General features: G+C 43.9%; 25 protein-coding genes and 1 riboswitch. Of the genes, 3 read left to right on the top strand and 22 right to left on the bottom strand.

Annotation, left to right across the window (positions count from 1 at the left end; translation table 11 throughout):
* Positions 1-38: 38 nt before the first annotated feature.
* The 8 genes from FKX92_RS12200 to FKX92_RS07980 form a co-directional block, all read right to left on the bottom strand.
* Entirely contained in the window at positions 39-239 is a 201-nt protein-coding gene (locus FKX92_RS12200) for a RhtB family transporter (RefSeq protein ID WP_149566027.1), read from the bottom strand.
* Between the two features lie 174 nt (positions 240-413).
* Positions 414-1,796, bottom strand: a complete 1,383-nt coding sequence (locus FKX92_RS08010) for a CapA family protein (RefSeq protein WP_149566026.1) — start codon at positions 1,794-1,796, stop codon at positions 414-416.
* A gap of 216 nt (positions 1,797-2,012) precedes the next feature.
* Complete coding sequence (locus tag FKX92_RS08005) at positions 2,013-3,284, bottom strand: TRZ/ATZ family protein (RefSeq protein WP_149566025.1); 1,272 nt, start codon at positions 3,282-3,284, stop codon at positions 2,013-2,015.
* A 138-nt stretch (positions 3,285-3,422) separates the two neighbouring features.
* On the bottom strand, positions 3,423-4,115 hold the full coding sequence (locus FKX92_RS08000) for a methionine ABC transporter permease (protein ID WP_002898357.1): 693 nt from the start codon (positions 4,113-4,115) through the stop codon (positions 3,423-3,425).
* Positions 4,115-5,182, bottom strand: coding sequence for a methionine ABC transporter ATP-binding protein (locus FKX92_RS07995; RefSeq protein ID WP_149566024.1), 1,068 nt, complete (start codon positions 5,180-5,182; stop codon positions 4,115-4,117). The genes FKX92_RS08000 and FKX92_RS07995 overlap by 1 nt, the downstream gene beginning before the upstream one ends.
* Positions 5,183-5,430: 248 nt before the next feature.
* On the bottom strand, positions 5,431-6,303 hold the full coding sequence (locus tag FKX92_RS07990; protein WP_002907288.1) for a MetQ/NlpA family ABC transporter substrate-binding protein: 873 nt from the start codon (positions 6,301-6,303) through the stop codon (positions 5,431-5,433).
* Between the two features lie 158 nt (positions 6,304-6,461).
* On the bottom strand, positions 6,462-7,397 hold the full coding sequence (msrB, locus tag FKX92_RS07985; RefSeq protein ID WP_149566023.1) for a peptide-methionine (R)-S-oxide reductase MsrB: 936 nt from the start codon (positions 7,395-7,397) through the stop codon (positions 6,462-6,464).
* Between the two features lie 162 nt (positions 7,398-7,559).
* Entirely contained in the window at positions 7,560-8,498 is a 939-nt protein-coding gene (locus FKX92_RS07980) for a dihydroorotate oxidase (protein WP_149566022.1), read from the bottom strand.
* 352 nt (positions 8,499-8,850) lie between these two features.
* Between FKX92_RS07980 and gdhA the strand changes: the two genes are divergently transcribed.
* Together gdhA and FKX92_RS07970 are read left to right on the top strand one after the other, a co-directional pair.
* Positions 8,851-10,197 (top strand): NADP-specific glutamate dehydrogenase, encoded by a 1,347-nt coding sequence (gdhA, locus tag FKX92_RS07975; protein ID WP_149566021.1) that lies wholly within the window; start codon positions 8,851-8,853, stop codon positions 10,195-10,197.
* A gap of 30 nt (positions 10,198-10,227) precedes the next feature.
* Positions 10,228-10,713: a GNAT family N-acetyltransferase gene (locus tag FKX92_RS07970; RefSeq protein WP_149566020.1), complete on the top strand. Its 486-nt coding sequence runs from the start codon at positions 10,228-10,230 to the stop codon at positions 10,711-10,713.
* A gap of 239 nt (positions 10,714-10,952) precedes the next feature.
* Here FKX92_RS07970 and FKX92_RS07960 read toward each other — a convergent pair whose 3' ends face one another.
* From FKX92_RS07960 to FKX92_RS07935, 6 genes are all read right to left on the bottom strand, one after another.
* A complete protein-coding gene (locus FKX92_RS07960; protein ID WP_149566019.1) occupies positions 10,953-11,597 on the bottom strand; it encodes a TetR/AcrR family transcriptional regulator in 645 nt (214 codons plus the stop codon).
* Positions 11,598-11,613: 16 nt separating this feature from the next.
* On the bottom strand, positions 11,614-12,618 hold the full coding sequence (locus FKX92_RS07955; RefSeq protein ID WP_061594991.1) for an NADP-dependent oxidoreductase: 1,005 nt from the start codon (positions 12,616-12,618) through the stop codon (positions 11,614-11,616).
* A 261-nt stretch (positions 12,619-12,879) separates the two neighbouring features.
* Positions 12,880-13,248: an EXLDI protein gene (locus tag FKX92_RS07950; RefSeq protein WP_002903365.1), complete on the bottom strand. Its 369-nt coding sequence runs from the start codon at positions 13,246-13,248 to the stop codon at positions 12,880-12,882.
* Between the two features lie 64 nt (positions 13,249-13,312).
* Positions 13,313-14,215 carry a DUF2268 domain-containing protein gene (locus FKX92_RS07945; RefSeq protein WP_149566018.1) on the bottom strand — a complete coding sequence of 301 codons (903 nt, stop codon included), beginning with the start codon at positions 14,213-14,215 and terminating at the stop codon, positions 13,313-13,315.
* A 173-nt stretch (positions 14,216-14,388) separates the two neighbouring features.
* A complete protein-coding gene (locus tag FKX92_RS07940; RefSeq protein ID WP_149566017.1) occupies positions 14,389-15,018 on the bottom strand; it encodes a DUF4352 domain-containing protein in 630 nt (209 codons plus the stop codon).
* 21 nt (positions 15,019-15,039) lie between these two features.
* Positions 15,040-15,903 (bottom strand): mechanosensitive ion channel family protein, encoded by an 864-nt coding sequence (locus tag FKX92_RS07935; protein ID WP_101771788.1) that lies wholly within the window; start codon positions 15,901-15,903, stop codon positions 15,040-15,042.
* A gap of 143 nt (positions 15,904-16,046) precedes the next feature.
* On the opposite strand from FKX92_RS07935, the gene sstT reads away from it, so the two are divergent.
* Positions 16,047-17,264 carry a serine/threonine transporter SstT gene (gene sstT / locus FKX92_RS07930; RefSeq protein ID WP_149566016.1) on the top strand — a complete coding sequence of 406 codons (1,218 nt, stop codon included), beginning with the start codon at positions 16,047-16,049 and terminating at the stop codon, positions 17,262-17,264.
* Positions 17,265-17,329: 65 nt separating this feature from the next.
* Here the strand turns inward: sstT and FKX92_RS07925 are convergent, their stop codons facing one another.
* The 8 genes from FKX92_RS07925 to FKX92_RS07890 form a co-directional block, all read right to left on the bottom strand.
* Positions 17,330-18,667, bottom strand: a complete 1,338-nt coding sequence (locus FKX92_RS07925) for an alanine/glycine:cation symporter family protein (protein ID WP_149566015.1) — start codon at positions 18,665-18,667, stop codon at positions 17,330-17,332.
* An 85-nt stretch (positions 18,668-18,752) separates the two neighbouring features.
* Positions 18,753-18,845: riboswitch (glycine riboswitch) on the bottom strand.
* 166 nt (positions 18,846-19,011) lie between these two features.
* On the bottom strand, positions 19,012-19,326 hold the full coding sequence (gene trxA, locus FKX92_RS07920) for a thioredoxin (RefSeq protein WP_002898369.1): 315 nt from the start codon (positions 19,324-19,326) through the stop codon (positions 19,012-19,014).
* Positions 19,327-19,436: 110 nt separating this feature from the next.
* Positions 19,437-20,396 carry a hypothetical protein gene (locus tag FKX92_RS07915; protein ID WP_262405262.1) on the bottom strand — a complete coding sequence of 320 codons (960 nt, stop codon included), beginning with the start codon at positions 20,394-20,396 and terminating at the stop codon, positions 19,437-19,439.
* Positions 20,397-20,446: 50 nt separating this feature from the next.
* On the bottom strand, positions 20,447-21,865 hold the full coding sequence (locus FKX92_RS07910; protein ID WP_149566014.1) for a C69 family dipeptidase: 1,419 nt from the start codon (positions 21,863-21,865) through the stop codon (positions 20,447-20,449).
* A 105-nt stretch (positions 21,866-21,970) separates the two neighbouring features.
* Positions 21,971-22,615: a GNAT family N-acetyltransferase gene (locus tag FKX92_RS07905; RefSeq protein WP_149566013.1), complete on the bottom strand. Its 645-nt coding sequence runs from the start codon at positions 22,613-22,615 to the stop codon at positions 21,971-21,973.
* A 10-nt stretch (positions 22,616-22,625) separates the two neighbouring features.
* Complete coding sequence (locus FKX92_RS07900) at positions 22,626-24,959, bottom strand: endonuclease MutS2 (RefSeq protein ID WP_149566012.1); 2,334 nt, start codon at positions 24,957-24,959, stop codon at positions 22,626-22,628.
* Between the two features lie 54 nt (positions 24,960-25,013).
* Positions 25,014-25,565: a CvpA family protein gene (locus FKX92_RS07895; RefSeq protein WP_002903748.1), complete on the bottom strand. Its 552-nt coding sequence runs from the start codon at positions 25,563-25,565 to the stop codon at positions 25,014-25,016.
* 10 nt (positions 25,566-25,575) lie between these two features.
* A complete protein-coding gene (locus tag FKX92_RS07890; protein ID WP_149566011.1) occupies positions 25,576-25,866 on the bottom strand; it encodes a hypothetical protein in 291 nt (96 codons plus the stop codon).
* Positions 25,867-25,946: the final 80 nt, after the last annotated feature.

Raw genomic sequence — 25,946 nt, 5'->3', positions numbered from 1 at the left:
ATAAGTCAGCTAAGACCTAAGTGTTTCGATCGTTCTCCTTACGACCTCATCGTTTCTATACTAGCAAGTTCACCAGAAGAATAAAAAGCCCCAGCAAAAAGATAGCTAGCAGCAAATAGCGCCCTTGCTTTTCTTTGAAGAAATTTCTCCGCAAAAACAGGCAGAAAATCATCAATACCAGGGAGCACACTAGCAACAAAAACAAGATAAACATGGGTATAAGATACAAAAGCAACCACAAACCAAAATACATTTCATTTTCTTTCCAATAAAATAATAGACGGACTCAAAAGCGGTCAGTTTCATTCATTAACAGTTCTATAATCCTTTTTAATTATAACAAAGTCCTCAATTTTAAAACAGCAAAAACCAGATTGGCAAATCCAATCTGGCTAACAATCATATCAAGCAATTTATTGCCCCGGCCAATTCAGTCCAACATGAGAATTCATTTCCTGATAGGCAGTATCAATCCGTGCTCTGGTTTCTTGATCCAGTTTGTCTCGATACTTGCCACCTTCGACAAAGTCGTCCAAAATCCAAGTCTGATAAGTGTATAAAGGAAGACCGTCTGCCGAAGTAGTGCCCTTTTCAACTCGGCTGACCCAGCTCGGATGAGCCTGAGCACTTTTTATCTGCGTGCCCTTTGATGTCTTTTCAATGATAACATCCATCAGCACTCCGCGCTCGGTCCAATGCGCATTTTCAATTCCCTCCATGGTTTCGATGCGCTGATTGGAAATAAAATTCCCCATAGAATACATAATCAGCTTCTTCTGGCCGTCTTTCTCTAAAATCTCTGCCGGCTCAACCACATGCGGATGGCCTCCAAAGACAATATCTGCTCCCCAGCCAACCATTTTATGATAAAGGGTCATCTGCTCCTCTGTCGGCTCCAGTTGGTACTCTATCCCCATCTGAGGCATGACGACTGTAATGTCTGCTTCCTTTTCTGCCCGCTCAATCTCGGCCCGCATCTTTTCTTCATCCAAATCGGATAGGCGAGCATCATAATCTTCCTGACTGAGAAGTCCCTCCATGCCATTGTAGCCATAGGAGTAAGCCAGCAGTGCAATCTTAATGCCTTTGACTTCCTTTATCAAAATTGGTGCCTGACTGCGGCTTTCATGCGGATAAACACCGATAGGAGTGATTCCCTCTTTTTCAAAAGCCTGAGCTGTAGTAAAAACTCCCTCCAAGCCAGAGTCTAAAATGTGGTTATGAGCCAGGTCCATCACCTGATAGCCGGCATCCTTGATTGCTGGAACTACGGCTTCCGGAGCATTAAAGAGCGGATAGCCATTCAAGGGATAGTCAGGCCGAATCGTGCCTTCAAAGTCCCCTAAGACCAAGTCTCCCTGCCGAAGCCATTCTTTGGCATAGTGAAAATTCTCAGAAAAATCATAAGTTCCGTCTTCTTTCTGAGCACTCAGATATAGGCCGTCGTGATAAAGCAAATCCCCAGTCGCCATGATACGAACCGTCTGATTCTGTGAGGAATCTGACTTCTGCTCTTTCTTACTAGGAGACAGAAAGGTAAAATCCTGCGCATGCTCTGACAGGAGGATTAAGCCGGCTGACAACCCTACTACGGTCAAAAGCACTCCGACAAACTGGCGATTGCTAAGCTGTTTTTGAAAGATTTTGGGACGAGGAAATGGAAGTCCCTTAAACCAGTCTCGCCAAGCATGGTAAGCATCCGCTAAAAGATTATGTTCCGCAGCAAAATTAGATATCTTCTTCCAAAGTTCTTGAAAAAAAGTCCGAATCTTCTCCCAAAGAAATTTTTTACTCATCACATCTCTCCACTTTTTCTTACTTGATAATAGTGCATCAATATTTACTATATTGTACTATTTTTACCGTCAAAAGGAAAGCGAAGCAAAAAGCAGGAGCGGGGAGAAGCGTGCTACAATCTCCAAATTGCGGCATGCTTCCACCATTCTCCTGCTTCATTTTCTATTTTTTCAATTCTAAGAGCTGATTGCCGAGCTGAAAATCGGCTTTCATTCTTATCCAAAACTTCCTACATCAACGGTCAGCACTTGGCCGTCTCGAACGACCTGCTGTCCTGCAATGTAGACATCCTGAACATCGCTGCCTTTGACTGCGTATACCAGGTGCGATAGCATATTTTCCAAAGGATAGAGATGGAGTCGTCCCTTAGGCTGAATGACAATGAAATCTGCTTGTTTGCCCGTTTCCAGACTACCGATTTTGTCCTCTAAGCCCAGCGCCTTGGCTCCTTCAATAGTCAAAGCTTTCAAAGCCTGCTCAATCGTAAACTGGGTCGCATCGCCTGCCCGCATTTTCTGAAGGAGAGCAGCTGTCCGACCTTCTTCAAACATATCCAGATTATTATTGGAAGCGACAGAGTCCGTCGCTAAGCCAACGGTTACCCCAGCGGCTAGTAAGTCCGTCACTGGAGCTACACCAGAAGCCAACTTGAGGTTACTGATAGGATTGTGGGCGATGCTGACTGGTGAAGCCGCTAAATCCGCAATCTCTGACGGATTCAGCTCAACTCCGTGAGCAAAGATAGCTGGCTGCTCCAAGTAGCCCAAGCCTTTTAAGAAAGCCAGAGGCCGTTTACCATAACGCTCAAGGATGATTTTATTTTCATCCTGGGTTTCAGCCACATGGATATGAAGCTTCAAGTCTAGCTCATGCGCTAGCTCAAGACTGCCCTTGAGCAAGTCTTCATCGCAGGCATAGGGCGAGTGAGGTGCCACCATGACCTGAAAATCTTCATCATCATAGGAGCGGATTTTCTCAATAATGGCACGAGTACGAGCCAGAGTCTCTTCTGTTGTTTCTGCTGCCGAGCTAAAGAGAGTTGGTGAGAAATAGCAGCGCATACCAGACTGCCGCACAGTCTGATAAATCCGGTCAATATCCACTCCCTGAGGATTATACATGTCGTTAAAAGTCGTTGTTCCTGACAGCATCATTTCAGCCAGAGCCAGCTGGACAGCCTCGGTCGTTAAATCCGCTGTGAACTGGCTTTCTGCTGGCCAGATATAGTCCTCCAGCCATTCATGCAGATTGCTGTCATCACGAATCCCGCGCAGCAAGGTCATGGCTGAGTGAGTATGACAGTTAACCAGTCCTGGCATGATCCAAGCACTTTCATAATCCACTGTTTCACTGCATTTCCCTAGCCAGTTTTCATCATAGGGACCGCAGTAGGCAATGCGGTCGTCCTCAACCACTAGCAGCCCGTCCCAGTAAACATGAAATGCGCTGTCACAGGTCACCAGATTGACATTTGTATAAGCTTTCATCCGCCATATCCTCACTTTCCCAACACTTGGTTTCAAAAGATTTTAGCTATTATAACAAGCCTAATCTAATTGCGCAAGTCTTTTTTGAAAATTGTACTAGTAAAAAAGAGCCCCAGCTGAGGCCCTAGTTGTCAATCATTATCTATGACTAATCTTCCGTGTCAGGAAATCCCCAACAAACTGAATAAAGAAGATGAGCAGCAAAATAAGAATGGTCGCAAGAATAGTCACATCATGGTTGAAACGCTGATAACCATAGGTCAGGGCAACATTTCCCAGTCCACCAGCACCAATCGCTCCGGCCATAGCAGTCTCACCAACCAGAGAGATGAGCGTAACAGTCGTCACTCGAATCAAGTCCGGCAGACCTTCCCGCAGGTAAACACCGACAATGTCCCAGAAAGTTGCTCCACTAGCCTGCGCCGCTTCAATGACTCCTCGGTCTAGTTCGGATAAGACCACCTGAACCTGACGGGCAAAGAAAGGAAAAACAGCCAGCGAAAGAGGCACCAAGGCCGCAGTCGGTCCAATCCCAGTTCCCACAATAATCCGAGTAAAGGGATTGATGAGGGCTAGGAGAATGATGAACGGAATAGCCCGGAAGATAGAGGTAACCTTGTCTAGGACAAAAAAGACAAGTCTATTTTCCAAAATACCTCTCGGCCCTGTCAAGACAAGCAAGAGACCTGCGATAAAGCCTAGAATCCCTCCGATAAAGAAAGGAATGATGGTCATATACAGAGTCAGGTAAATAGCTGTTCCCCAGCCAGCCTGCCCAGACCAGCCCATTCTATAAACATTGGGCATAAATTGTTGAATCAGCTGTAGCATTAGTTACTCCTTTCTTTCAGAACATGCAGCTCTACTCCTGCTTCGCGCAGACTTTCCTGCACCGCCGCCAGTTGCTTGGTCTCTCCAGATAAGATAACGACCATTTCTCCGACTGGTACATGGTCTAAAATCTCAATATTAGCGTGAAGAATATTGGCCGATATGTGATACTGCTTGTAAATGTCGTTTATAATGGCTGTGTCTGTTACCACACCAGAGTATTTCAGGTGGGCCAGAATGGAATTTTCTGGCAGGTTTTGCACAATCTTTTGCTGGTTGATTTTGATCATAGCCTCATTGATACCGGTTGCGGTCGTAATGAAGTCTTGGGTCAGCTCATTCTTGGGATTAGAGAAAATATCCAGAACTGAGCCTTCCTCAATCAGCCGGCCATTTTGCATAACTGCTACACGGTTAGCAATGTCCTTGACAATCTGCATTTCGTGGGTAATGAGGACAATAGTCAGACCCAATTTTTGATTCAAATCCTGCAATAGAGCCAGAATCTGCTTGGTGGTCTTAGGATCCAGAGCAGATGTGGACTCGTCCGAGATTAGGATTTTGGGATCATTGGCCAAGGCCCGTGCAATGGCTACCCGCTGCTTCTGACCACCAGACAGCTGAGCAGGATAATTATCCGCCCGATCCGCTAAGCCTACCAAGTCCAAAAGCGTATGAACTTTTTTCTCTTTTTCAGCAGCTGATAAAGGAGAGTGCTTGAGCGCAAAGGCAACATTTTCCTTGGCCGTCATCTGTGCCATGAGGTTAAAATGCTGGAAAATCATCCCAATATCCTTACGCTTTTGGCGCAACTGAGCTGCAGTAAGCTGAACCTGATGATAATCATAGAAAACCGTATCATCCACCGTAATCTTACCAGCAGACGGCACCTGCAGCAAGTTAATGACACGGACCAGAGTAGATTTCCCGGCACCAGAATAGCCTACAATTCCATAAATATCTCCCTGATTAATATGAATGGTCACATCTTCTACGGCCTTAATGTCTTGCTTTTTTTGATTAAAAACGACATCAATGTGATCCAATTTGATAATTTCTTTGCCCATAATTTCCGATTCACTCCTTGATTTGTCCAATATGTGATGTATCTCTGTAGCCTTTTAGTTTGATTTTCGTCTGTAGCTCGACTAGGGAAATGTAAAATCATAAGCTACAATCTATACCGACCTAGCTCAAAGCTAGATAATGATCAAACTAAATGACCATAATAGCAGATAAAGGGCTGGAGAAGCTAATCTCCGCCCTTCTTAATCATTTCATTTATTCAATACAATGACCTTCTGCAACTTAAAAATTACCAAACTGGTTGATCCATACCATCTGATGATTCTTCGATAACTTTTTTCACTTCATCAGTGTGGTAAGCCTTGATAATTTTTTCAATCGCGTCAGCCTTGTCTGATTTCTTCCAATCTGGTTTCGCTGCAATCAGGTTATACCATTGTTTTGAGTTTTCATTGGCTTCTTCTTTGAAGAGAGCCTTCTTGTAGTCAATGCCTGCTTCGCGGACGAAAGTATTATTGACAACCGCAGCATCTGCTGAAGTCAGAGAAGCTGGTGTTTGAGAAGCATCCAACTCAGAAATTGTCAGATTCTTCTTGTTTTCTTTGATGTTGGCAACAGTCGCAAGCTCGTTTCCTTTAACATCAAGCTTGATCAAGCCAGCTGATTCAAGAAGATAAAGAGCGCGGCTCTCATTTGTCGCATCATTTGGAACGGCAATTGTACCATTTTCTGGGATGTCTTTCACATCTGTATATTTATTTTTGCCGTCCTTTGTGCCAGAGTAGAGACGAATAGGTGCGATATAAGTATCCGCAACAGACACAAGGTCTGCTCCCTTCTCTTTATTCCAGTTCTCAAGGAAGTTGTAATGTTGGAAAGCATTGATATCGACATCACCGTCAAGCAAGGCCTGGTTCGGCTGAGAGTAGTCTGTAAATTGTGTATACTCTAATTTAACGCCTGCATTTTCTTTGTCAAGAATTTCTTGAACCTTGTTCCAGCGCGCTTCTTCTGTATCACTCAGGCTCATTACCCCAACCTTAACGGTTACAGGTCCGTCTGCTGATTTGCTCTCCTTACTAGAGGAGCCTCCGCAAGCTGCCAAACCCAAGGCTGCAAGGCCGACTAAGCCTACTGAAAAGATTTTTTTCAAATTCATCATTTATTCTCCTTTAATGGATAAAATTCTAAATCTTCTATTTTATAAGATTACTTCTCATTTTACCATGTTAAAGAAGACTTGGCTTATATAAATAATTTATCGCCGTGATAAAAAATTTATATGACTGATTGAAGCAATTGAGTTGATTTTATGCCCTTTTACTGCATGAAGGTCAGCAGATAGCCATATCCTTCTGCCTCCATTTTTTCTTTTGGAATAAATCGCAGAGCTGCTGAGTTGATGCAGTAGCGCAAGCCGCCTGCTGCTTCTGGGCCGTCAGTAAAGACATGCCCAAGGTGGGCGTTTCCTGAACGGCTACGCACTTCGATCCGCTCCATGCCGTGACTCTTATCTTCGTAGTATTTAAGAACATCTCTGGCAATAGGCCTGCTAAAGCTAGGCCAGCCGCAGCCAGACTCAAACTTGTCTCCGGCAAAAAAGAGAGGCTCACCAGTCGTCACATCAACATAAATCCCTTCTTCAAAAGTGGCATTGTAGGCGTTATGGAAAGGACGCTCTGTCGCACTATGCTGGGTCACCTGATACTGCTCTTCCGTCAACTGCTCTTTTAGTTCTACATCCGTAGGCTTCTCGTACTGTCCTGGATCGACCAAGGGCTGATAGGCATCATTGACATTGATATGACAGTAGCCACCAGGATTTTTCTTGAGATAATCCTGATGATAGTCCTCAGCTAGGACATAGTGGCGCAAAGGTTCTAGCTCAACAGCAATCTTTTGTCCCAACTGCTTTTCCTGCTCAGCAAAGACCTGCTCAATGACCGCCTTATCGGCTTGATTGGTATAGTAAACGCCCGTCCGATACTGACGTCCTACATCATTTCCCTGCTTATTGACCGACAGAGGATCAATGACTCGGAAAAAATAGAGCAGGATTTCCCGTAGGCTGACCCGCTTTTCGTCATAGACTAGATGAACTGTCTCTGCATGATCCGTCTGATGAATCAGCTGGTAGTTAGTTGATTCCACCTGCCCATTGGCGTAGCCCACTGTCGTTTCCGCCACACCCTCAATGCGAGAAAAGTACTCTTCCAAGCCCCAGAAGCATCCGCCTGCTAAATAAATTTCTGCCATAAAAACACCTCATTTCTTTGCGTCTATTTTCTCATAAAAGAAGTTGAAATTATAGCAATTTGATTGGAACTTTCTTCAAATTGATATGAAAAGCTGGGTCTTAATGACAATCAACCCAGCCATGTTCTTCATTTCAAATCACTACAACTCTTGTATAGAAGATTACTCCTCAATATACTTCAATTTTCCTCGAAAATCTTCTAAGCTTTCATAGCCTTTTTCTTCCATAATAGTCTTGAGTTCTGTGGTAATGCGCTCGAAGGCTGCCACTCCTTCTTTATGAAGGGTTGTTCCTACTTGCACCATACTGGCACCACAGAGGATATGCTCAAAGGCATCACGGCCAGTCAGGACCCCACCAGTACCAATGATTTGGATTTCCGGTTTCAGGCGTTGGTAAAAGGCATGGACATTGGCCAGAGCGGTCGGCTTGATGTACTGACCTCCGATACCTCCAAAACCATTTTTCGGGCGAATGACCACTGACTCATTTTCTACATAAAGACCATTTCCGATAGAGTTTACACAATTGACAAACTTGAGCGGATATTTGTTAAAAATCGCAGCGGCCTGGTCAAAATGCACGATATCAAAATAAGGAGGCAGCTTGATACCCAGAGGCTTGGTGAAATAAGCAAAAACCTCTGACAAGATCTTTTCCGTCGTTTCAAAGTCATAAGCAATCTGTGGCTTGCCGGGGACATTGGGACAGGAGAGATTGAGCTCAGTAATACCTTTAAAGTCACTTGCCTGCACTTTCTTCAGAATGGTGTGGGTTTCTTCTGGCGACATACCGACCAAAGAGAGGAAGAAAGTGCGATTTGGTTCGCTTTCCTGAAGTTCCAGCAGGTAGTCAAGATAGTAGTCTAAACCATTGTTGGGCAAGCCCATGGAGTTGATAGAGCCCAGCGGAACATCCTGATAGCGCGGTTCTGGGTTTCCCTGACGAAATTCCAGCGTCGCTGTCTTGGTCACAAACGTTCCCGCAGCAGAATCTTTGACCTCCGCCAGTTCCTCTTTTGTCATGCAAGCAACCCCAGCTGCATTCATCAGGCAGTTGTCAAATGCAAAACCAGCAATCTGTGTCGATGTCGAAACCATAGTAAAACGCTCCTTTTTCTTCTGAAGGCGAGTGCCTTTAGCTCATTTCCTCTATTATATCACCAAACTCCGCTTTTTCGTTTTTTAAACCGGCAATTCCTGACTAACGTTCGGAAAACATCCCGTCCGTTTGACTATTTTCTGGAATATTTCAGAAAACAAATTGTGGAAATTTTTAGAAAATTCAACTTTTTTCTTTACAAGAGAAAAAAAGTCTGCTATAATGTTCCATGTAATAAAATATGACATCTAAAAGATGCCTGTTTTAAAAATTTAAACACATCCTCGTCACACAAGCTGCAAGCAGCTCCCGACAGGATGGTTTACTATTTTATTTAAAGGAGAATGACAGATGACAACTGCTAAAGAATATATCCAAAGCACTTTCGAGACCGTAAAAGCCCGCAACGGACACGAGGCAGAATTCCTCCAAGCTGTTGAAGAGTTTCTCAATACTCTGGAGCCCGTTTTTGAAAAACACCCAGAATACATCGAAGAAAACATCCTAGCGCGTATTACTGAGCCTGAACGTGTAATCAGCTTCCGTGTTCCTTGGGTAGACCGCGAAGGTAACGTACAAGTCAACCGCGGTTACCGCGTACAATTTAACTCAGCAGTTGGCCCTTATAAAGGCGGACTTCGTTTCCACCCAACTGTAAACCAAGGGATCTTGAAATTCCTCGGATTTGAGCAAATCTTTAAAAATGTTTTGACTGGCCTGCCAATCGGTGGTGGTAAAGGTGGATCTGACTTTGATCCTAAAGGTAAAACTGATGCTGAAGTGATGCGCTTCTGCCAAAGCTTTATGACAGAATTGCAAAAACACATCGGCCCATCTCTTGACGTTCCAGCTGGTGATATCGGTGTCGGCGGACGTGAAATCGGATACCTCTATGGCCAATACAAACGCCTTAACCAATTCGACGCTGGTGTCTTGACTGGTAAACCCCTTGGATTTGGCGGCAGCTTAATCCGTCCAGAAGCAACTGGTTACGGCTTGGTTTACTACACCGAAGAAATGCTCAAAGCTAATGGTCAAAGCTTTGCTGGCAAGAAGGTGGTTATTTCTGGTTCTGGTAACGTAGCCCAATACGCTCTTCAAAAAGCAACTGAGCTTGGTGCAACTGTTATCTCTGTATCTGACTCAAACGGTTATGTGATCGATGAAAACGGTATTGACTTTGATCTTTTGGTTGATGTTAAAGAAAAACGCCGTGCTCGTTTGACTGAGTATGCAGCTGAGAAAGCAACTGCTACTTACCATGAAGGTTCTGTATGGACTTACGCTGAGAAATATGACATCGCTCTGCCATGTGCGACACAAAATGAAATCAATGGCGAAGCTGCCAAACGCTTAGTTGCTCAAGGAGTTATCTGTGTATCTGAAGGTGCCAACATGCCGAGCGACCTAGATGCTATCGCAGTTTACAAAGAGAATGGTATCTTCTACGGACCTGCTAAAGCTGCCAATGCTGGTGGTGTAGCTGTATCTGCTCTGGAAATGAGCCAAAACAGCCTTCGTCTGTCATGGACTCGCGAAGAAGTTGACGGCCGCCTCAAAGACATTATGACAAATATCTTCAACACAGCTAAGACTACCTCTGAAACTTACGGACTTGGCAAAGACTACCTGGCCGGTGCTAACATCGCTGCCTTCGAAAACGTAGCAAATGCTATGATTGCGCAAGGTATTGTTTAACTAGTCGATACATCCTATCGGAGGACTATCATGAACTTACGGCCAATGGAAGTGAGAGACAATCCGGCTGTAGCGCAGCTCATTCGAGCCAGCCTAGAAGAATTCGGACTTAACAAACCAGGAACTGTCTACTTTGATTCTCATCTAGATCATTTGGCCGACTATTATCAACATCAAGAGAGGGCAGCCTACTTTGTTCTGGAAGATGAAGGACAGCTCGTTGGCTGTGGTGGCTTTGCACCTGTGTCTGATAAGATTGCCGAATTACAAAAACTGTATGTCACTAAAAACAGTCGTGGCAAGGGGTATTCCAGTCGGCTGATAAAGCAGATATTCCAGGAAGCCCGTCTAGCAGGTTATGAACAGCTTTATCTAGAAACCACTACTGAACTGGCTACAGCCGTGGCCGTCTATCAACACTATGGTTTTACATCACTGCAACAACCACTTTCTAACGCTGCCGGCCACCCAGCTATGAATATCTGGATGATAAAATCCCTCTCATCAGATGAATAGATGTCAGTATACTCTGGCCGCCTCAAGGACATCATGACTAACATCTTCAACACAGCTGAAACTTACGGACTTGGCAAAGACTACCTGGCTAGTGCTAATATCCCTGCCTTCGAAAACGTAGCCAAAGCTATGGTATTGTTTAAGATTCTTTGCTCAATCCTCAATCACAACGATTGGGGATTTTTATATTGGTTTCAAAAAAGCTCACTATTTTTAATAGTAAGCTTAAAAATCAAGATTTATTTTACTTCTACTAAGGCAGAAGATAGGCATTCAACAATTTCGTTTACTGCTTCATCTATGTTCACATCTTCCTTATCATTTAACATCATTGGAATAACATAAGAAAGACTCAAGGCTAGAATATAACGAACAATTCTTTCATTTGACCAATCTCGGATAACACCATTTTCTTTAAACTGATTCAGAACTGGACTAATTGGCTTAATGATAGAGTGAATAATAACATTCCCTAACTGGTCAGAAATATTTTTATCAATAAAAGAACGACTCAAGAGAATTTTAACTTGCATTTGATTCTCCTGAATGAAAACTAGTCTATCTCGAACAATTCTTCTCAAAAACACTGGAAAACTCTCTTGGTTTGCTGTAAATTTCTTCTCAGAAAAATCAGCAATCACATCTGGAATAACTTGTTCGAGAAAAGTTGACAGAATAGCTTCTAATATTCCTTCCTTGGTTTTAAAGTAACTAAAAACTGTCCCCTCTGAAACCCCAGCCTCCTTGGCAATAAGGCTTGCTGTTGTGTTTTCAAAGCCAATTTCTGAAAATAGCTTTAGACTTGATAATAATACTTGACGTTGTTTTAAACTCAAGTTGCTATTTTCTAACGTCTGAGCATACTTTTGTTCTAAACTTTCCATTGCTGGTACCTCTCTGCTACTCTCTTACTTTTACAACTTTCTTACCTCGAGTGTGTCCCGACTTCAGACTACGATATGCCTCTCTAACAGACTTTAGAGAAAAATCATAAACCTGATCAATATTCAGCCGAACCTTCCCATCTGAGATCATTTCCGCTAGAATATTCAAATCATCATAAGTGGAATGTCTCGGACCCGTGAACTGGGCACCTTTTACCATAACATATGGTGAAGGTACTAGCGTTCCAATAGCCGTGCCCTTCAATCCCAAACTGAAAGCCAATTTAACATAATCACTTCCATAGCAATCCAAGAATTTTGTAATCGGCTTTGGACTTGCTGATAGAAGAGCATCCTGGATGTTCTCTTCGTAAGCTACTGGTATAGCACCTAAAGACTTCAGATATTCTGAATTTTTCTTACTTGCAATTCCAATAACTGTCGCACCTTTAGCAACCGCATACTGTACTGCGATACTTCCAATACCACCTGATGCTGCTGAAATAACTACAACATCTTTAGAATTTAGCTCAATCTTTCTAAAAGCACCTCCCACTGTTAAAGAGGCTACCCCCATAGTAGCAGCATGATTCATATCAATCATATCTGGTTTCAATACAATTTCCGATTCATTGACACAAACTTCTGTTGCCAAAGCTCCCCTCTTGGTTCCCAATCCAGGGTCACTGATCATTGTTCCAAAAACCTTGTCCCCTACTGCAAACCGACTTACTCCTTCACCGATTTCTGTGATAACTCCAGCAAAATCCCGACCAACACCTCTTGGAAAAAGAGATGATTTTGACTCAAACCAACGACTTGGCTTCCTTAGTTTCGTCATAAAAGATAGAAAACGAAGTGGCTTTGCACCCTCAAAAGTCTTATAATCAATAGGATTTAAACCAACTGCATAAACTTCAACCCTAACTTGATTCACTTCCAAAACATCAGATTTAATGTTCACCAAATCTAGTACTTCTTCATCACCGAAATGACTATATTGTATTGCTTGAACAACCATTTTATGAACTCCTTTACTTATCCATAAATTGAGTGAGTACTCAATCATTTTCTTGATTGTACGCTTATTCTTCAAAGATGTCAACTATAGTATTCCCACAACTTCTAACTAAGTTAGCTGTTCATGATAAAAATGGATCCAATTTCAGTATCTTGGTAAGTAAAAAAAAAACTGCCGGTTCAATAGCTCTATATTTCCTCATGAAAGATTATTAAACTATAACTTAAAGAAATCCGACTGCTTATCAAAGCAGCCGGATTTTTATATATCTAATTTTTCAAAAAATTTGCCTGCTGACTGCTTTTCTTTTAGCTTCTCAAGCAGCTCAGTCTCCAGAAAAGGACTTAGTTCGTCAAAATCTTGGCAAACCTTAAAGACAGTTTCTCTGTCCAACTGGCCATAAGCTAGTTCGTAATAATCCTTCTTATGATACCAGTTCTGGTCATAGTTGACATCTGCCCGTTGATAGTAAACAATGTTTTGCTTCGGTGTCAGATAAACCTTCTGCGTCAGAATGCTTTTCTGATCTTTGGACAGCTTGCTGCGGCTGAAAATCTTAACCCCTTGAAAAATCTTGCGCTCATGGATACCTTGATTTGTGACTTTCAATTCAACTCTTTTATAATGCATACTGATACCTCCAGAAATCACCTACATTATATCAGGTTCTGGTAGATTTTCAAGCAAAAATGTGTCATTTCCAAAAGTCTTTTGTCGCTGCTAAAATCTCTTCTGTCGGTGTTACTGTGGCCTCAATAATGCTCTTGCCAGTCTTTTTCAGATAAGCTTGTATCAGATGATAGCCATAAGCATAGCCCGCAGAATAAGGCATACCGACTGGTATTTGACCTTGAATCTCAGCGATTTCATCACCGTAGAGATAAGGAGCCATTTCCGCCATCCCCGTTAGCTGAAGCTGACTGGAGATGATAGGCTTAATCTCTTCTAACTGCTCTGGACTGGTTGAAGTAACCCAAGGCCCAATGAGATCTTTGCCATAGAGCTCAGCAGCAAAAGACTCTGCCAATCCTTCACTGACTACCCAGTCTGCTAGTGTCGTCTGCTGGTTCCATTTGATAAATTGGAAGCGGACATTATGGTTGCACTCGTGGGCCAGCGCCGCCTGCACACGTGGTAAAGTATAGTCATTTGGCAGCAGACTAAGCATGAGGTAGCCTGGAATTCCTCCATCTCCGCTATAACCCTTATTGAGCTGTAGCATGGGCTTTTCTGGATTGCCTAACAAAATAGTAAAATAGTAATCCTCAACCTCTAAATCATAGTCAGCTTGCTCAAAAAGACCAATACTCCTCTTGATGGTATCTTGACAATTTTGCCAGAGCTGATCAGAGCTCAGAGCATCAATAGCCGGTCTATCCTTTTCTGACAGAGTGCCGGGTAGCTGATTCATAAAACCAAGCAGGAACAAAGCATCAAATCCTCCAGGATACTTCGCTTTCAGAGGAATGTGTTGTGTTTGATATTTTGTTGCAAAAGGTGCTAAAATCTTAGCTCGAAAACAACCCTCTCTTTTTTCCAAGGGTAATTCGAGCAACTCCTGATAAACCTTATCAGAACGAATGATATTGATTTTCATGGCAATCTCCTTTTCTAATTTTCACCAGTATACACCCTCCTCTAAGGTCAGAGTCAAGAAAAAGATTTGAAACTTTTGCCTCAAATCTTCTTTTATCTATACAGTTTGCTGCCTCCATTTTCAAATCTAGTGCGGAAAGTAGCAAAGACATTAGAGTAATAGGTTAATTTCCCCTATTGCTCCTTCTTTTTCTCTTTCTGTGTCTTGTTTTTCTCCTTTTGCCACTTAGCATTTTCGTAGGTCACAGTATAGGTATCCTCATCGCCGCCTTCCCCGTCAAATACTAAGTCAAAGCGGATGGACTTGCCTGGCGCCAGATTGGTGCCGATTTGTGTATTGTCAAAGGTTGAGCCATCCAAAATATAGACATTTTCCTTCTTGTCATAGAGCCCAAAATCATAAGGACTGAGCAGAATGGGCTTTTTAGAAGTATTTTCAACCGTGATTGTCGCAACGACAGCTACACCTGTTGACTCATCGCTCATGACTTTCTTACTGTCTTCTACTGCCGAATGAACTGTCACCTTGAGTCCACTGGAAAATTCAACTGTTTTCTCAAAAGCATGGCTGTTATAGGACTCCAAAGGCGAGTTGTGATAGCCTGTGAGAGACTTGAGATGGTCATTTTCCTCCATAAGGCCAATCGTGGTGATGACGAGGAGAATGCTGAGCAAGGCCAGAAGAAAGATGATAATACCAGACACCAGAGCTGCCCAAAAGAGACCTTGCTTGTGGAGAGGACGTTTTAAACGGTAAACAAGATTGTCCTCACTGACAATTTCCTGCTGAATTCGCTGATTCATATGGACCTTTCTAATCAATAATTACATGCCTTTTGAAAGAGGTCCAAGCGTCGGAAGCTCAATCCCCTCTCGCAAAAGCGCCTCATGGTAAAGGCGGTAGAAGATATGGTAAATGGAAACCTGCATGCCACCTTGTACGATCATGCTGATGCGGAAGTTGAACTGGCCATTTGAAGCCATCTGCGGCCCCAAGACATCCGGTTCCTTGAGAATCTCGGGATGTTCTGGCACAGCTTCTTCATTGACCTTGGAAATTATACGGTAAATCTCATCCAAATCCGTCTGAGCATAAAGCGGAATATCAATCAAAACCCGCATATCTCCACGAGACAGATTGCTGACAACCATGATATTGCGGTTGGGCACAAAATGAAGTGTTCCATCTGCGTCCCGCACTTGTGTCGTCCGAATCCCGACACTGATTACTGTTCCAGCGATGTTGATAGGACCGTTAGTCAGGCGGACATTGTCACCGACATCTAACTGTCGCTCGAGAAGAATAAAGAAGCCATTGACTAGATCCGACAGGAAGCCCTGAGCTCCCATACCGATCGCCACACCGGCAATCCCCGCACCAGCCAAAAGACTGGAAACCGGCAGTCCCAAGATGGATAAAACCCAGTAAATCAAGAGGAAATACAAGACATAATTAAGCAGATTCTCAATCAGCCGAGTAATGGTTTTCTGTCTGGCTACATCCTGCTTGGATAGCTTGAGAGAGGGAGCAATGATCTTGGTCACTGACAAATGCAGGATTTTCTTAACGATGTAAAATAAGATAAAAAGCAGAAGTAAAGAGACCAGCTTGGAAAAAAGGTCATCTGCAATCTTGCTCCAGTCAAACTGCTGGATATAACGGGAAAAGACATTTCCGGTCTTAGACATAGGCTACCTCCAAAAAGATTACTACCATTATACCACAAAGACCAATCTGCATGGACATAGAATGGTTAGCATGACCTAGCATTGCTTTCACCCCCTTCCTATCGTATAATAAAATAAGTATCTAAGACAAGAAAGGAACTTACATGGTCCATCGCTTCATCACTATTTGGAATAAAACCAATCTAATCAAGCGGATTTCCATTGGTATTGGCATTGGTGTCCTGCTGGCTATCATCTTCCCCCAAGCACAGGCCATTGGACTTCTGGGCCAAATCTTCGTTGGCGGCCTCAAGGCCATCGCTCCGCTCCTAGTCTTCGCTCTGGTGGCAAACGCTCTTTCTCAGCAGCATAAAGGACAAAAGAGCAATATGAAAAAAGTCATCTTGCTCTACCTTCTGGGAACCTTTGCGGCGGCCTTGGTAGCGGTCCTGGTCAACTTTTTCTTTCCCATTAGTATAGAGTTGGCTTCGTCCTCCCAAAAGGTTTCTCCGCCAGATGGAATCGGACAAGTTCTCAGCAATCTTCTGCTTCAGCTGGTGGACAATCCCATCAACGCCCTCATCACCGCTAACTACATTGGTATCCTGTCCTGGGCTGTCATCTTTGGAATTGCCATGCGGGAAGCCAGCCACCACAGCAAGGAACTGTTGCAGACCTTGGCAGATATCACTTCTAAGATTGTCGAGTGGATTATCAATCTAGCCCCTCTGGGTATTTTAGGTCTGGTCTACACGACCATTTCCGGAAAAGGTTTCCAGGCTCTAAAAAGCTATGGTATCCTTCTGCTGGTCTTGATCGGCAGTATGCTGATTGTCGCTTTGATTATCAATCCTTTGATTACCTTTATCATGCTGCGAAAAAATCCTTATCCCTTAGTCTGGCGCTGTTTGCGGGTCAGTGGCGTGACTGCCTTTTTCACGCGCAGCTCTGCGGCAAACATCCCCGTTAACATGAAACTCTGTCGAGATCTGGGGCTCAATCCAGAGACCTACTCTGTCTCTATTCCTCTGGGAGCCACTATCAACATGGCAGGGGCTGCTATTACTATCAATACCCTGACCTTGGCTGCTGTCAACACGCTGGGTATCAGGGTTGACTTTGGCACGGCTCTAGTTCTCAGTATTGTAGCGGCAATTTCTGCCTGCGGGGCCTCCGGCGTAGCTGGCGGTTCTCTTCTGCTCATTCCGGTCGCCTGCAGCCTCTTTGGGATTTCCAATGATTTGGCTATGCAGGTAGTCAGCGTCGGTTTCGTTATTGGTGTCATTCAGGACTCCTGCGAGACAGCCCTCAACTCTTCTACTGACGTTCTCTTTACAGCTGTGGCCGAGATGAGCAGCTGGTCAAAAGAAAAACACTATTAATTTCGACAAAAAACCTCTAGACTTCCATCATTACGGAAAGCTAGAGGCTTTTTTACGTGCGAAAATTAGTTCTTTCGATGCTTGTCAAAGTATTTCTTTGTTTCACTGATGACAATAGGAGAAAGTACTAGAAGAGCGATTAAGTTTGGCAAGGCCATGAGGGCATTGACAATATCTGCAATAATCCAGACTGCCTCCAGACCCACAAAGCCACCGAGGACAATCATCAGGACAAAGAGCAGACGATAAACGCGGATATAGCGAACCCCAAAGAGAAACTCAAAACAGCGCTCACCATAATAGTTCCAGCCCAAGATAGTCGTAAAGGCAAAGAGAACTAGAAAGACTGAAAGCAGGACCGGACCAAAATTAGCAAAAACAGTCGCAAAGGCTGCCTGAGTCAGGGACACACCATTGAGATTGCCATCCCAGACCCCTGTGATTAAAATCGTTAATCCTGTCAGACTACAAATAATCAGGGTGTCGATGAAGGTTCCGGTCATGGAAATCAAGCCCTGTTCTACCGGTTCCTTGGTCCGAGCTGCCGCCGCTGCAATGGGTGCTGAACCCAAACCAGATTCATTGGAGAAAACTCCACGCGCGACCCCGTTTTGAATTGCCATCTGGATGGTCGCACCGGCAAAGCCACCGACAGCAGCTGTCTGACTAAAGGCTGAACTAAAGACCAGCCGGAGAGTGGGCAGCAGACGATCTAGATTGACCGCTAAGACAGTCACAGTGCCCAAGATATAAATAGCTGCCATAAAGGGCACAACCTTGGTCGATACTCGAGCAATAGACTGGATGCCGCTGAAAATAACCAGAGCCACCAAAATAGCCAAGATAGAAGCTGTCACAGCTGGAGGCAGCTGAATAGTATTCTGCATGGCCTCTGTGATGGAATTGACCTGCGTAAAGGTCCCAATCCCCAAAAGAGCCACCAAGATACCAGCTAGGGCAAAAAAGATGGCCAGCGGGCGCCACTTCTCGCCCATCCCTAGTAAGATATAGTGCATAGGACCGCCTGCCATGGCTCCATGAGCATCCTTGCGGCGGTACTTGATAGCCAAGAGACCTTCGGCATACTTGGTTGCCATTCCAAAGAAAGCAGCTACCCACATCCAGAAGAGAGCACCCGGTCCACCGGTTTTAATGGCCGTTGCCACTCCGATGATATTTCCCGTTCCCACCGTCGCGGCTAGAGCAGTACAAAGAGCCGCAAAGCTAGAGACATCGCCCTGATGCTCCTCGTCTGATACAAAAATTAGCCGAAAGGCACGCGGAAGTCGAAAAATCTGTAGCAAACCCAGACGCAGACTGAGATAGATACCGGTACCAACCAGCAAAATGAGCAGGGGCGGACCCCAAACCAAAGAATCCAGACGATTCAATATTTCCAACATGATATAAGCTCCTTTTCACACCGAGAAAAAGAAAGAGCACATGCAAAACATGTACTCTGGATGTGCTGGAGTAGGGAAAGCCCTGCCTCTTCGCTCTGTCCTTTTACCTGAGAGTTTGAGCGATTCTAAACCGCCTTGCCCCTTCGGTGCCATTCATGGTCTCTCCAGAGTTCCGTCCATTTCACAGTCAGAGGTGCCTGCCTCTTTCTGAAAAACTTCGTTCGGTGTTGATTATTAATTTTCTATTATTCTAAAAGAACATTCGCTTTTTGTCAATATTTTATAAAAAATTTTAAGGATGTAAACGTTTTTTGATGCAAAAAAGAAGCTCAGAGGCTTCTTACTTAGCTTAATTCAGCGATAATAGCCTTGAGCTGGTCTTTGGTGTGAACACCTGCGACTTGCTTAACAACTTGACCGTCTTTCTTGAACAGAAGGGTCGGAATGGACATAATGCCAAATTCGCGGGCAGTATTTGGATTTTCATCCACATCCATTTTAAGGATTTTCAGTTCGTCTTCATGAACTTCCCCTGCCAACTGCTCCAGAATAGGCGCTTGCATGCGGCATGGACCGCACCAAGTTGCCCAAAAGTCAATCAGAACCAATCCATCTTTTGTTTCTTCTGCGAATGTTGCATCTGTAACTGCTGCTACCATAAATCTTCTCCTTTAAATAGCTTACTTTTGATAACATTTTACAACAAAAGCAGGAGAAAGAAAAATATTTGCTACGGCTGCTACAATAGATTAAAATTCCTTTTTATATCTTATTCCACCCTATTTCCCTTTTTACAAAATTTGATTATTTCTATAAAACTTTTCCACATTCCTTTTTCTTTGGTAGACTGTAAAGAAGCATATTCAAATTTATATATTGTGGAAACTTTTCCAACTTCACTTTTTCCAAAGATTGTAGACTTCAAAATCACAATCAGCAAAATTATAAACGAAAATAATAAAAATAATACTACGCTCAAAGAAATACTTTTTACAAAATTAATTCTATCACTAGAAAGAGTTACAATACTCCAAGCATCAACAGCAGGAATTAATAGATATTCCAACATAATCATTTTTTTATCATTATCTCCACTACCAACTATTCGTTCTGGAAGAATTAGGAGAATGAAAATAGAAATAAGTAAGCAGTATGATAGAATAAGGATGGACGTTATCAGATTTTCATCACTTGTATTAGACCATTGTTGAAATAGAAAATAGCCTAATAAAAATTGAAGCAGCAACATAGAGTACTGTAAAAAATAGAACCAAAGTTGCGAACTACTAATCGACGAGACATCTTTCTCTATTTTCACATCTAATAATCTCTTCGACACTTGTATACGATGTGCTAATTCTTCTAAATCCTCAGACTCAACGCTCCCTTCCTTTATTTTCTTACCAATATCATCTATTTTAAACCAAATATAACCATCATCTCTTACCCATTGATATAATCCAAATGTTTTAATCCTTCGGCCATAAGGGTTTATCCTTTGAGAAATTTTAAATAAGAGTTTCTTGAACTTCTCAGAACTTTCTGGACTAAGTTCTGCAATTTCTTCAGCATAGACTGTTAGTTTTTTAAAATCCTCTTGCTTATTTTCGTAGACATATTTTCTATATTCTTCTTTTTTCTTTTGAAAGTATGCATATATTCCTGAAATTAGGGCTGTAACAGCCGTAATAATAGCAGGAGTTAGCAATTGTTTAAATAGTTCTTCCATAATAAACCTTTCCCTCTAAAACAACATCATAGTTTAACAACCATTGCCTATCAATCACTCAGTGAGAAATGGTTGGTCATGAGATTGCTGGCATCCAAGAGTACTTTCTCCAAGAGCTGGTCTGTCGCTTCTTGCACCTTGTCGCTCATGGCTTGATTTTCAGCTTCAAAGTCCACAGCCTCGCCCTTGGCCAGGGCTCTATCTACCCGACCGATCATTTCATGGCCCCAAGCCATGGTCTTTTCCTGATAATCATCCAAATCTCCGACATGACTGCTAAAATGAGCATCAGCCAGCCCAGCAATGAGTCGATTAGCCCAGTAGAAAGAATCCGTCGAAACCTTATCCGTCGTATTTGCAAAGTAGTCTGGCGTTGTTGAGACTTGAGTAAAGAAAGGAACGGCTGTATTGTAAGGCATGGAGCCGTAGGATAGCCACTGGATACCAGTCGTTTCCTGCGGTTGATTAGGGCGCAGCTGCAAGATGGCTGTCTGACTGGTCCGATTGATCCCAATAGTCCGAAAGGCCCGTCTGCTGTGGTGGTCCCCCTCTGCTCCGTAAGGATCATAAGGTGAATCCTGATAGTGACTGCTCAGGACATACTTGACATCTTCGATCGTAATCTTGCGGTATGGCTTGCGGCACCATGGGATGAAGAAGCTCCTTGGATCTTGCTCCACTTCTGGATTGAGAAAACGCTGGATATCCCAAGCTCGCGGCGTATTGTAATGGCGGTCCTTATCCTTCTGGCTACCAAAAGCATAGCGTGGATTGAAGCCCTCGTCCGAGTAATTAAGATTGAGATGATTTTCCTCGATAAACTTTTGGAGATTTGGATGACAGAGAAAATGCTCAGGATTGTCAAATTCAAAATGATCACTACCCAGCTGATTGGGATTGGTCACATAGGCATCATCTGGCACGCGCCGTGCCATCCAATGGTGGCCGCCAATGGTTTCCAGCCACCAAATTTCGTTGATATCTGAGATTGCAATTCCATTGGACTCATAAGTACCGTACTCTTCTAGGATTTTCCCTAGACGAAGAACCCCTTCGCGAGCTGTTTTGATATAGGGCAGAACCAGCGTAAGAATATCTTCCTCGCTGATACCTGACTCGACTAACGGATCAGCCCCCAGCACGCGGCTATTGGTTGTAATCGTTTCCGTTGCGCTGACAGCAACATTATAACTGTTAATCCCAGCAGCTCCCCAGATCCCATCTTTGGGAACTGCATCTGGCACTGCCGTATAGCGGACTGGATTATCTGGCAACTCCATCTCAAAAGATGTCAAAACTGACTGATAATGGCGTGGCTGGTCTTGTGGCTCCACTACGACAAATTTCTTGGGCGTAAAGACCCCGTTTTGTGAATCCTCTGTACGAGCCACAATGGTTGAACCGTCGTAACTGGCCTTCTTGCCTACCAAAATAGTCGTGCAAGAATCTGATGCGTGTTTTAATCTCATTATTTAATTTACCCTCCGAAACACTTTATGCTGCTTATATTATAGCAAAAAGCAGGCCCTCATAAAAGGACCTGCTGTTATCTCTTCGCTGAAACTTCCAATACCCTATTCGATTTTCAAGACATAGGTATGCTCTTTGTAAAGCTCATCAATATCAAAATGCTCTAAATCTTCTTTCCTTGAGACAATATAATGTCCTTCTCTTTGATAATAGCCTAAAGAATTTCCTGACTTGTCTGTCAGACAGATTGTCTGCTGCTTAGTATCAACGCTGAAAGAAAACGGTATTTGACCTTTGGGTCGCCCGACAACTAAATAATCTTGACAAATCAGCTTGCCGCCCCACTTCTGATAGAGATGATTTGCCTGCTCTCCGTCTCTGGTAAAGATGATCAAGGCCTCAACTTTCTTTTCATGCAGCTGATCCCAAGCAGTTTGAAAGAGTTGGCCGGCTATCCCTTGATTTTGAAAATCAGGATGGACAGCCAGATTAGCGAAGTAAGCTATCTTTTCTCCTGGATAATATGGATAAGAATGACTTGCTTCTTCGGTGTAAATCCCTACATCTAGAAGCCCCACAACCTGATTATCTTCCACCGCTATAAGCTCAACTGAATCTCGGTAAGGTTCTTCAGTAAACTCATCCTTGCTGCGACTCATATCATCAAAGAAAGGCGAAAAGAGATAACTCAAAGCTTTTGTATAAACCCAACTTTTCTCATAAGTCGAGTCATAGGTTTGTATTTTCATTTCTGGCCTCTTACTTAAAGACTACAATCGTTGCACCGCTGCCGCCAGCATTTTGCGGAGCATAGCCGAAGGACTTGATGTGCTTGTTGCGGCGGAGGTATTTTGTCACCCCTTCACGGATGACCCCGGTCCCGATACCGTGGATAATATCCACCTGAGCCATGTTATTTAGGAGGGCCTGATCGATAAAGGCATCAAGCTCTTCCATAGCCTCTTCATAGCGCTTGCCGCGCAGATCCAGTCTGGCTTTCGGTCCAGCAGTATTGGCCCGCTTGACCACATTGACCTGCTTGCGCTTAGGTTGCTGCTCCTTTTCAGCCTTGAGTAAGTTAAACTCCTGCTCTTCTAGAGTCATCTTGATAAGACCGACCTGAGCTTCCCAACGGCCGTCCTTGAGCTGCTTGACCAAGGTTCCCCGCTGACCATAGCTGGTGACTAGGATATCATCTCCCACCTTGGGCGCCCGATTTTTCTTAGCCTGCTTGAGCACCTTATTCTTTGATAAATCAACCGTTTCTGGTGCCAACTTTTTAAGCTGAGCCTTGGCTTCAATAATCTCATGCGGTTTAAGGCTGGACTTATCATGGAGATTTTTGAGAATGCTCTCACTCTCTGACAAAGCCAAATCAACGATTTCCTGAGCTTCCAAGCGTGCCTTATTGAGCTCGGTTTCCTTTTCTCGGTTAAACTCATTATATAGCTTTTTGAGAGCTCGGTTAAATTTGAGATTTTCCTGCTCCACCTCGCGGATATTATCCAAGCGCTTGCGGCTTTCCAGCGTCTGCTCCTCTAGGCGCTCAATGATTCGATTGACATCACTGTCTGTGTCAGTCTGCTCTTGGGCGTGGCCAACGATAACTTCCGCTAAGCCCAAACGCCGAGCAATTTCAAAGGCATTGGAGCGGCCAGGCACTCCCTGCATAAAGCGATAGGTCGGCCTTAAACTATCTGTATCAAATTCCATGCTGGCATTTTCCACCCAGTCCGTCTCAATCCCATAGGCTTTGAGCTCAGGATAATGGGTCGTTGCCATGGTTTTAATCTGCCTTAGCCGCAAATCTTCCAAGATAGCAATGGCCAGAGCTGCTCCCTCCTGCGGGTCAGTTCCAGCTCCCAGCTCATCCAGCAGAACCAGACTCTCGCTATCAACCTCCTCTAAAATAGATACGATATTGGTCATGTGACTGGAGAAAGTCGACAGGCTCTGCTCAATCGACTGCTCATCACCAATGTCTGCAAAAATCTGACTGAAAATCCCGACGCGGCTGCCCTTGTCCGCCAGAATCGGCAGACCTGACTGGGCCATGATCTGAGCCAGCCCCAAGGTCTTCAGCATGATGGTCTTACCACCGGTATTAGGCCCGGTAATGACAATCTCTGCCAAATCAGGCCCGAAATGCAGGTCATTAGCCACTGCATTTTCAATCAGGGGATGGCGGACACTGAGCAGTTGGATATCCTGCTCTTCTGACAGGTCTGGCACCACCGCTCCCGTCTCCTGCATGAAGCGGACCTTGGCACGCACCAGGTCCAGATGTCCGATAATCCAAGCATTGTTGGCAATTTCAGCTGCATGGGGACGGAATAGGTCCGATAATTCCTGCAAAATCCGCTGAATTTCATATCGTTCATCCGCCCGACTGCTGGCGATTTCTTCGTTGAGATTGACAACTGCTCTAGGCTCGATATAGACGGTATTGCCGCTGGCTGAAATATCGTGAACCACACCAGAAATGCGGTTGCGATAGGTATTTTTCACGGGCAGCACATTGCGGCCATTCCGGCTAGCCACTACCTGATCCGCCAGCATCTCTCCCTTGTTTTTGAGAATCTCCTGCAGAATCTCCCGCACCTGGTTTTCATTTTCTTGAATTTTTCGGCGGATACGGCTCAAACTTTCGCTGGCAAAACTTTCGATAAAGCCGCCATCATTCACAGCCTGCAGACTTCCTTGCAACTTAGGGAACACAGCTAGATTCTCAAACAGACGGTCCAGCTTTTCCAAGTGCACATTTTCTAAGTCATCATAAAAGGACTTGAGCTCCTGAGTCACTGCCAAAACGCGCTTGAGAGCCAAAAACTCCTCAATATTCAAGTCGCTTTCCAGCTCCAAGCGCTTGGTCAAGGCAGTAATATCCTGAGTCGCAGCTAGACTAAAGTGCGGATGCTGCACAAAAATCTGCTGCATATCCGTCATTTCCAGAAAACCCGAGGCCACCGTCTCCTTCTTGCTGGTCGGCAAAAGCAGACCCAGCTCCAGCTGCCCCTGCTCGGTCAAAAGATAGGGAGCAAAAAGTTCTTTTATTTTCTTAAATTCTAAGGTTTCTAAAATTTTTGTGTTCATAATTTTCTTTTCTAGTAAAAAAGAACCCAGCTAGCAGGCCAACTGAGTCGTCTTTTATCCGATAACTTGATTCACCCAGAGATCTTTGAGGATATTGGATGTGATAGGGGTATACTTGACAATAAAGCGAATCATGAAGCTGCTGTTGAGCCGCTCCTGAACCATCTCCATCGGCACCGTAGCTAAAATAGTTAGGCACATTCCCAAAACAAAAATAGAGATGCAAACAGCGATGGCTCCGCTGGTCACATTGTACCATTTGGTATCCAGCTTATTGGGGTAGGGAATCAGATTCGCAAAAATCCCAAAAAAGCGCCCAAGGATGTAGACAGCCGTAAAAATAATGAGATAGGCCAAACCAGCATAAAAAACCTGGTCCAACTGAAAGAGCTGGGAGCTAGGGAAAAAATAGGTCGAAGAGCCCTGAGTCGCACTGGCATAAGGCACCCAGAGGCTGATGAACTTAGCCAAGCTCTTATAAAAAGCTCCAGCTACCAGCATAGAAACCATAGTCGCAGCAGCATAATAGCCCTGCAGAACAATACCACGCGAGTAGCCAATATAAAAGCTCCAGGCCAATATTAGTAAAATAATAATAGAAAACATTATTTCTCCTCTATTTACCCGACTTTTCTCTCAAATCACTGAGCATTTTGTGACGAAAATCTTCTAGTTCTTTTTCCTTGTCGTCAAACTCAATCTCGCGGCTGAGCTGGGTAGATAGGCTATTGACTGCCAGCAAAATCGCCAGGACTTCATCATCTGCCGCAGGCATCTGCTCTTTGATAGCCTTGTATTTTTCCTTTGCTACCTGTTCTACCTCTTCCATAAAGAGATTATCATGTTCTGTTGTTAGAGTTAAGGTCTTGTTTCCAAATGTAAATTTATATCGATTCAAATTTGCCATAAAATCACCTCATTGTATTATATCAAAAAATAAGCCCTTTGTCAGTTATTAAAACACTTGGAACAAGATAGGGAGTTTCT

Origin of the sequence: Streptococcus sanguinis (genome assembly GCF_008329445.1) — a bacterium.
In the GTDB taxonomy this organism is placed as follows: Bacteria; Bacillota; Bacilli; order Lactobacillales; family Streptococcaceae; genus Streptococcus; species Streptococcus sanguinis_O.
This window is presented reverse-complemented; position numbering and strand designations above follow the sequence as displayed.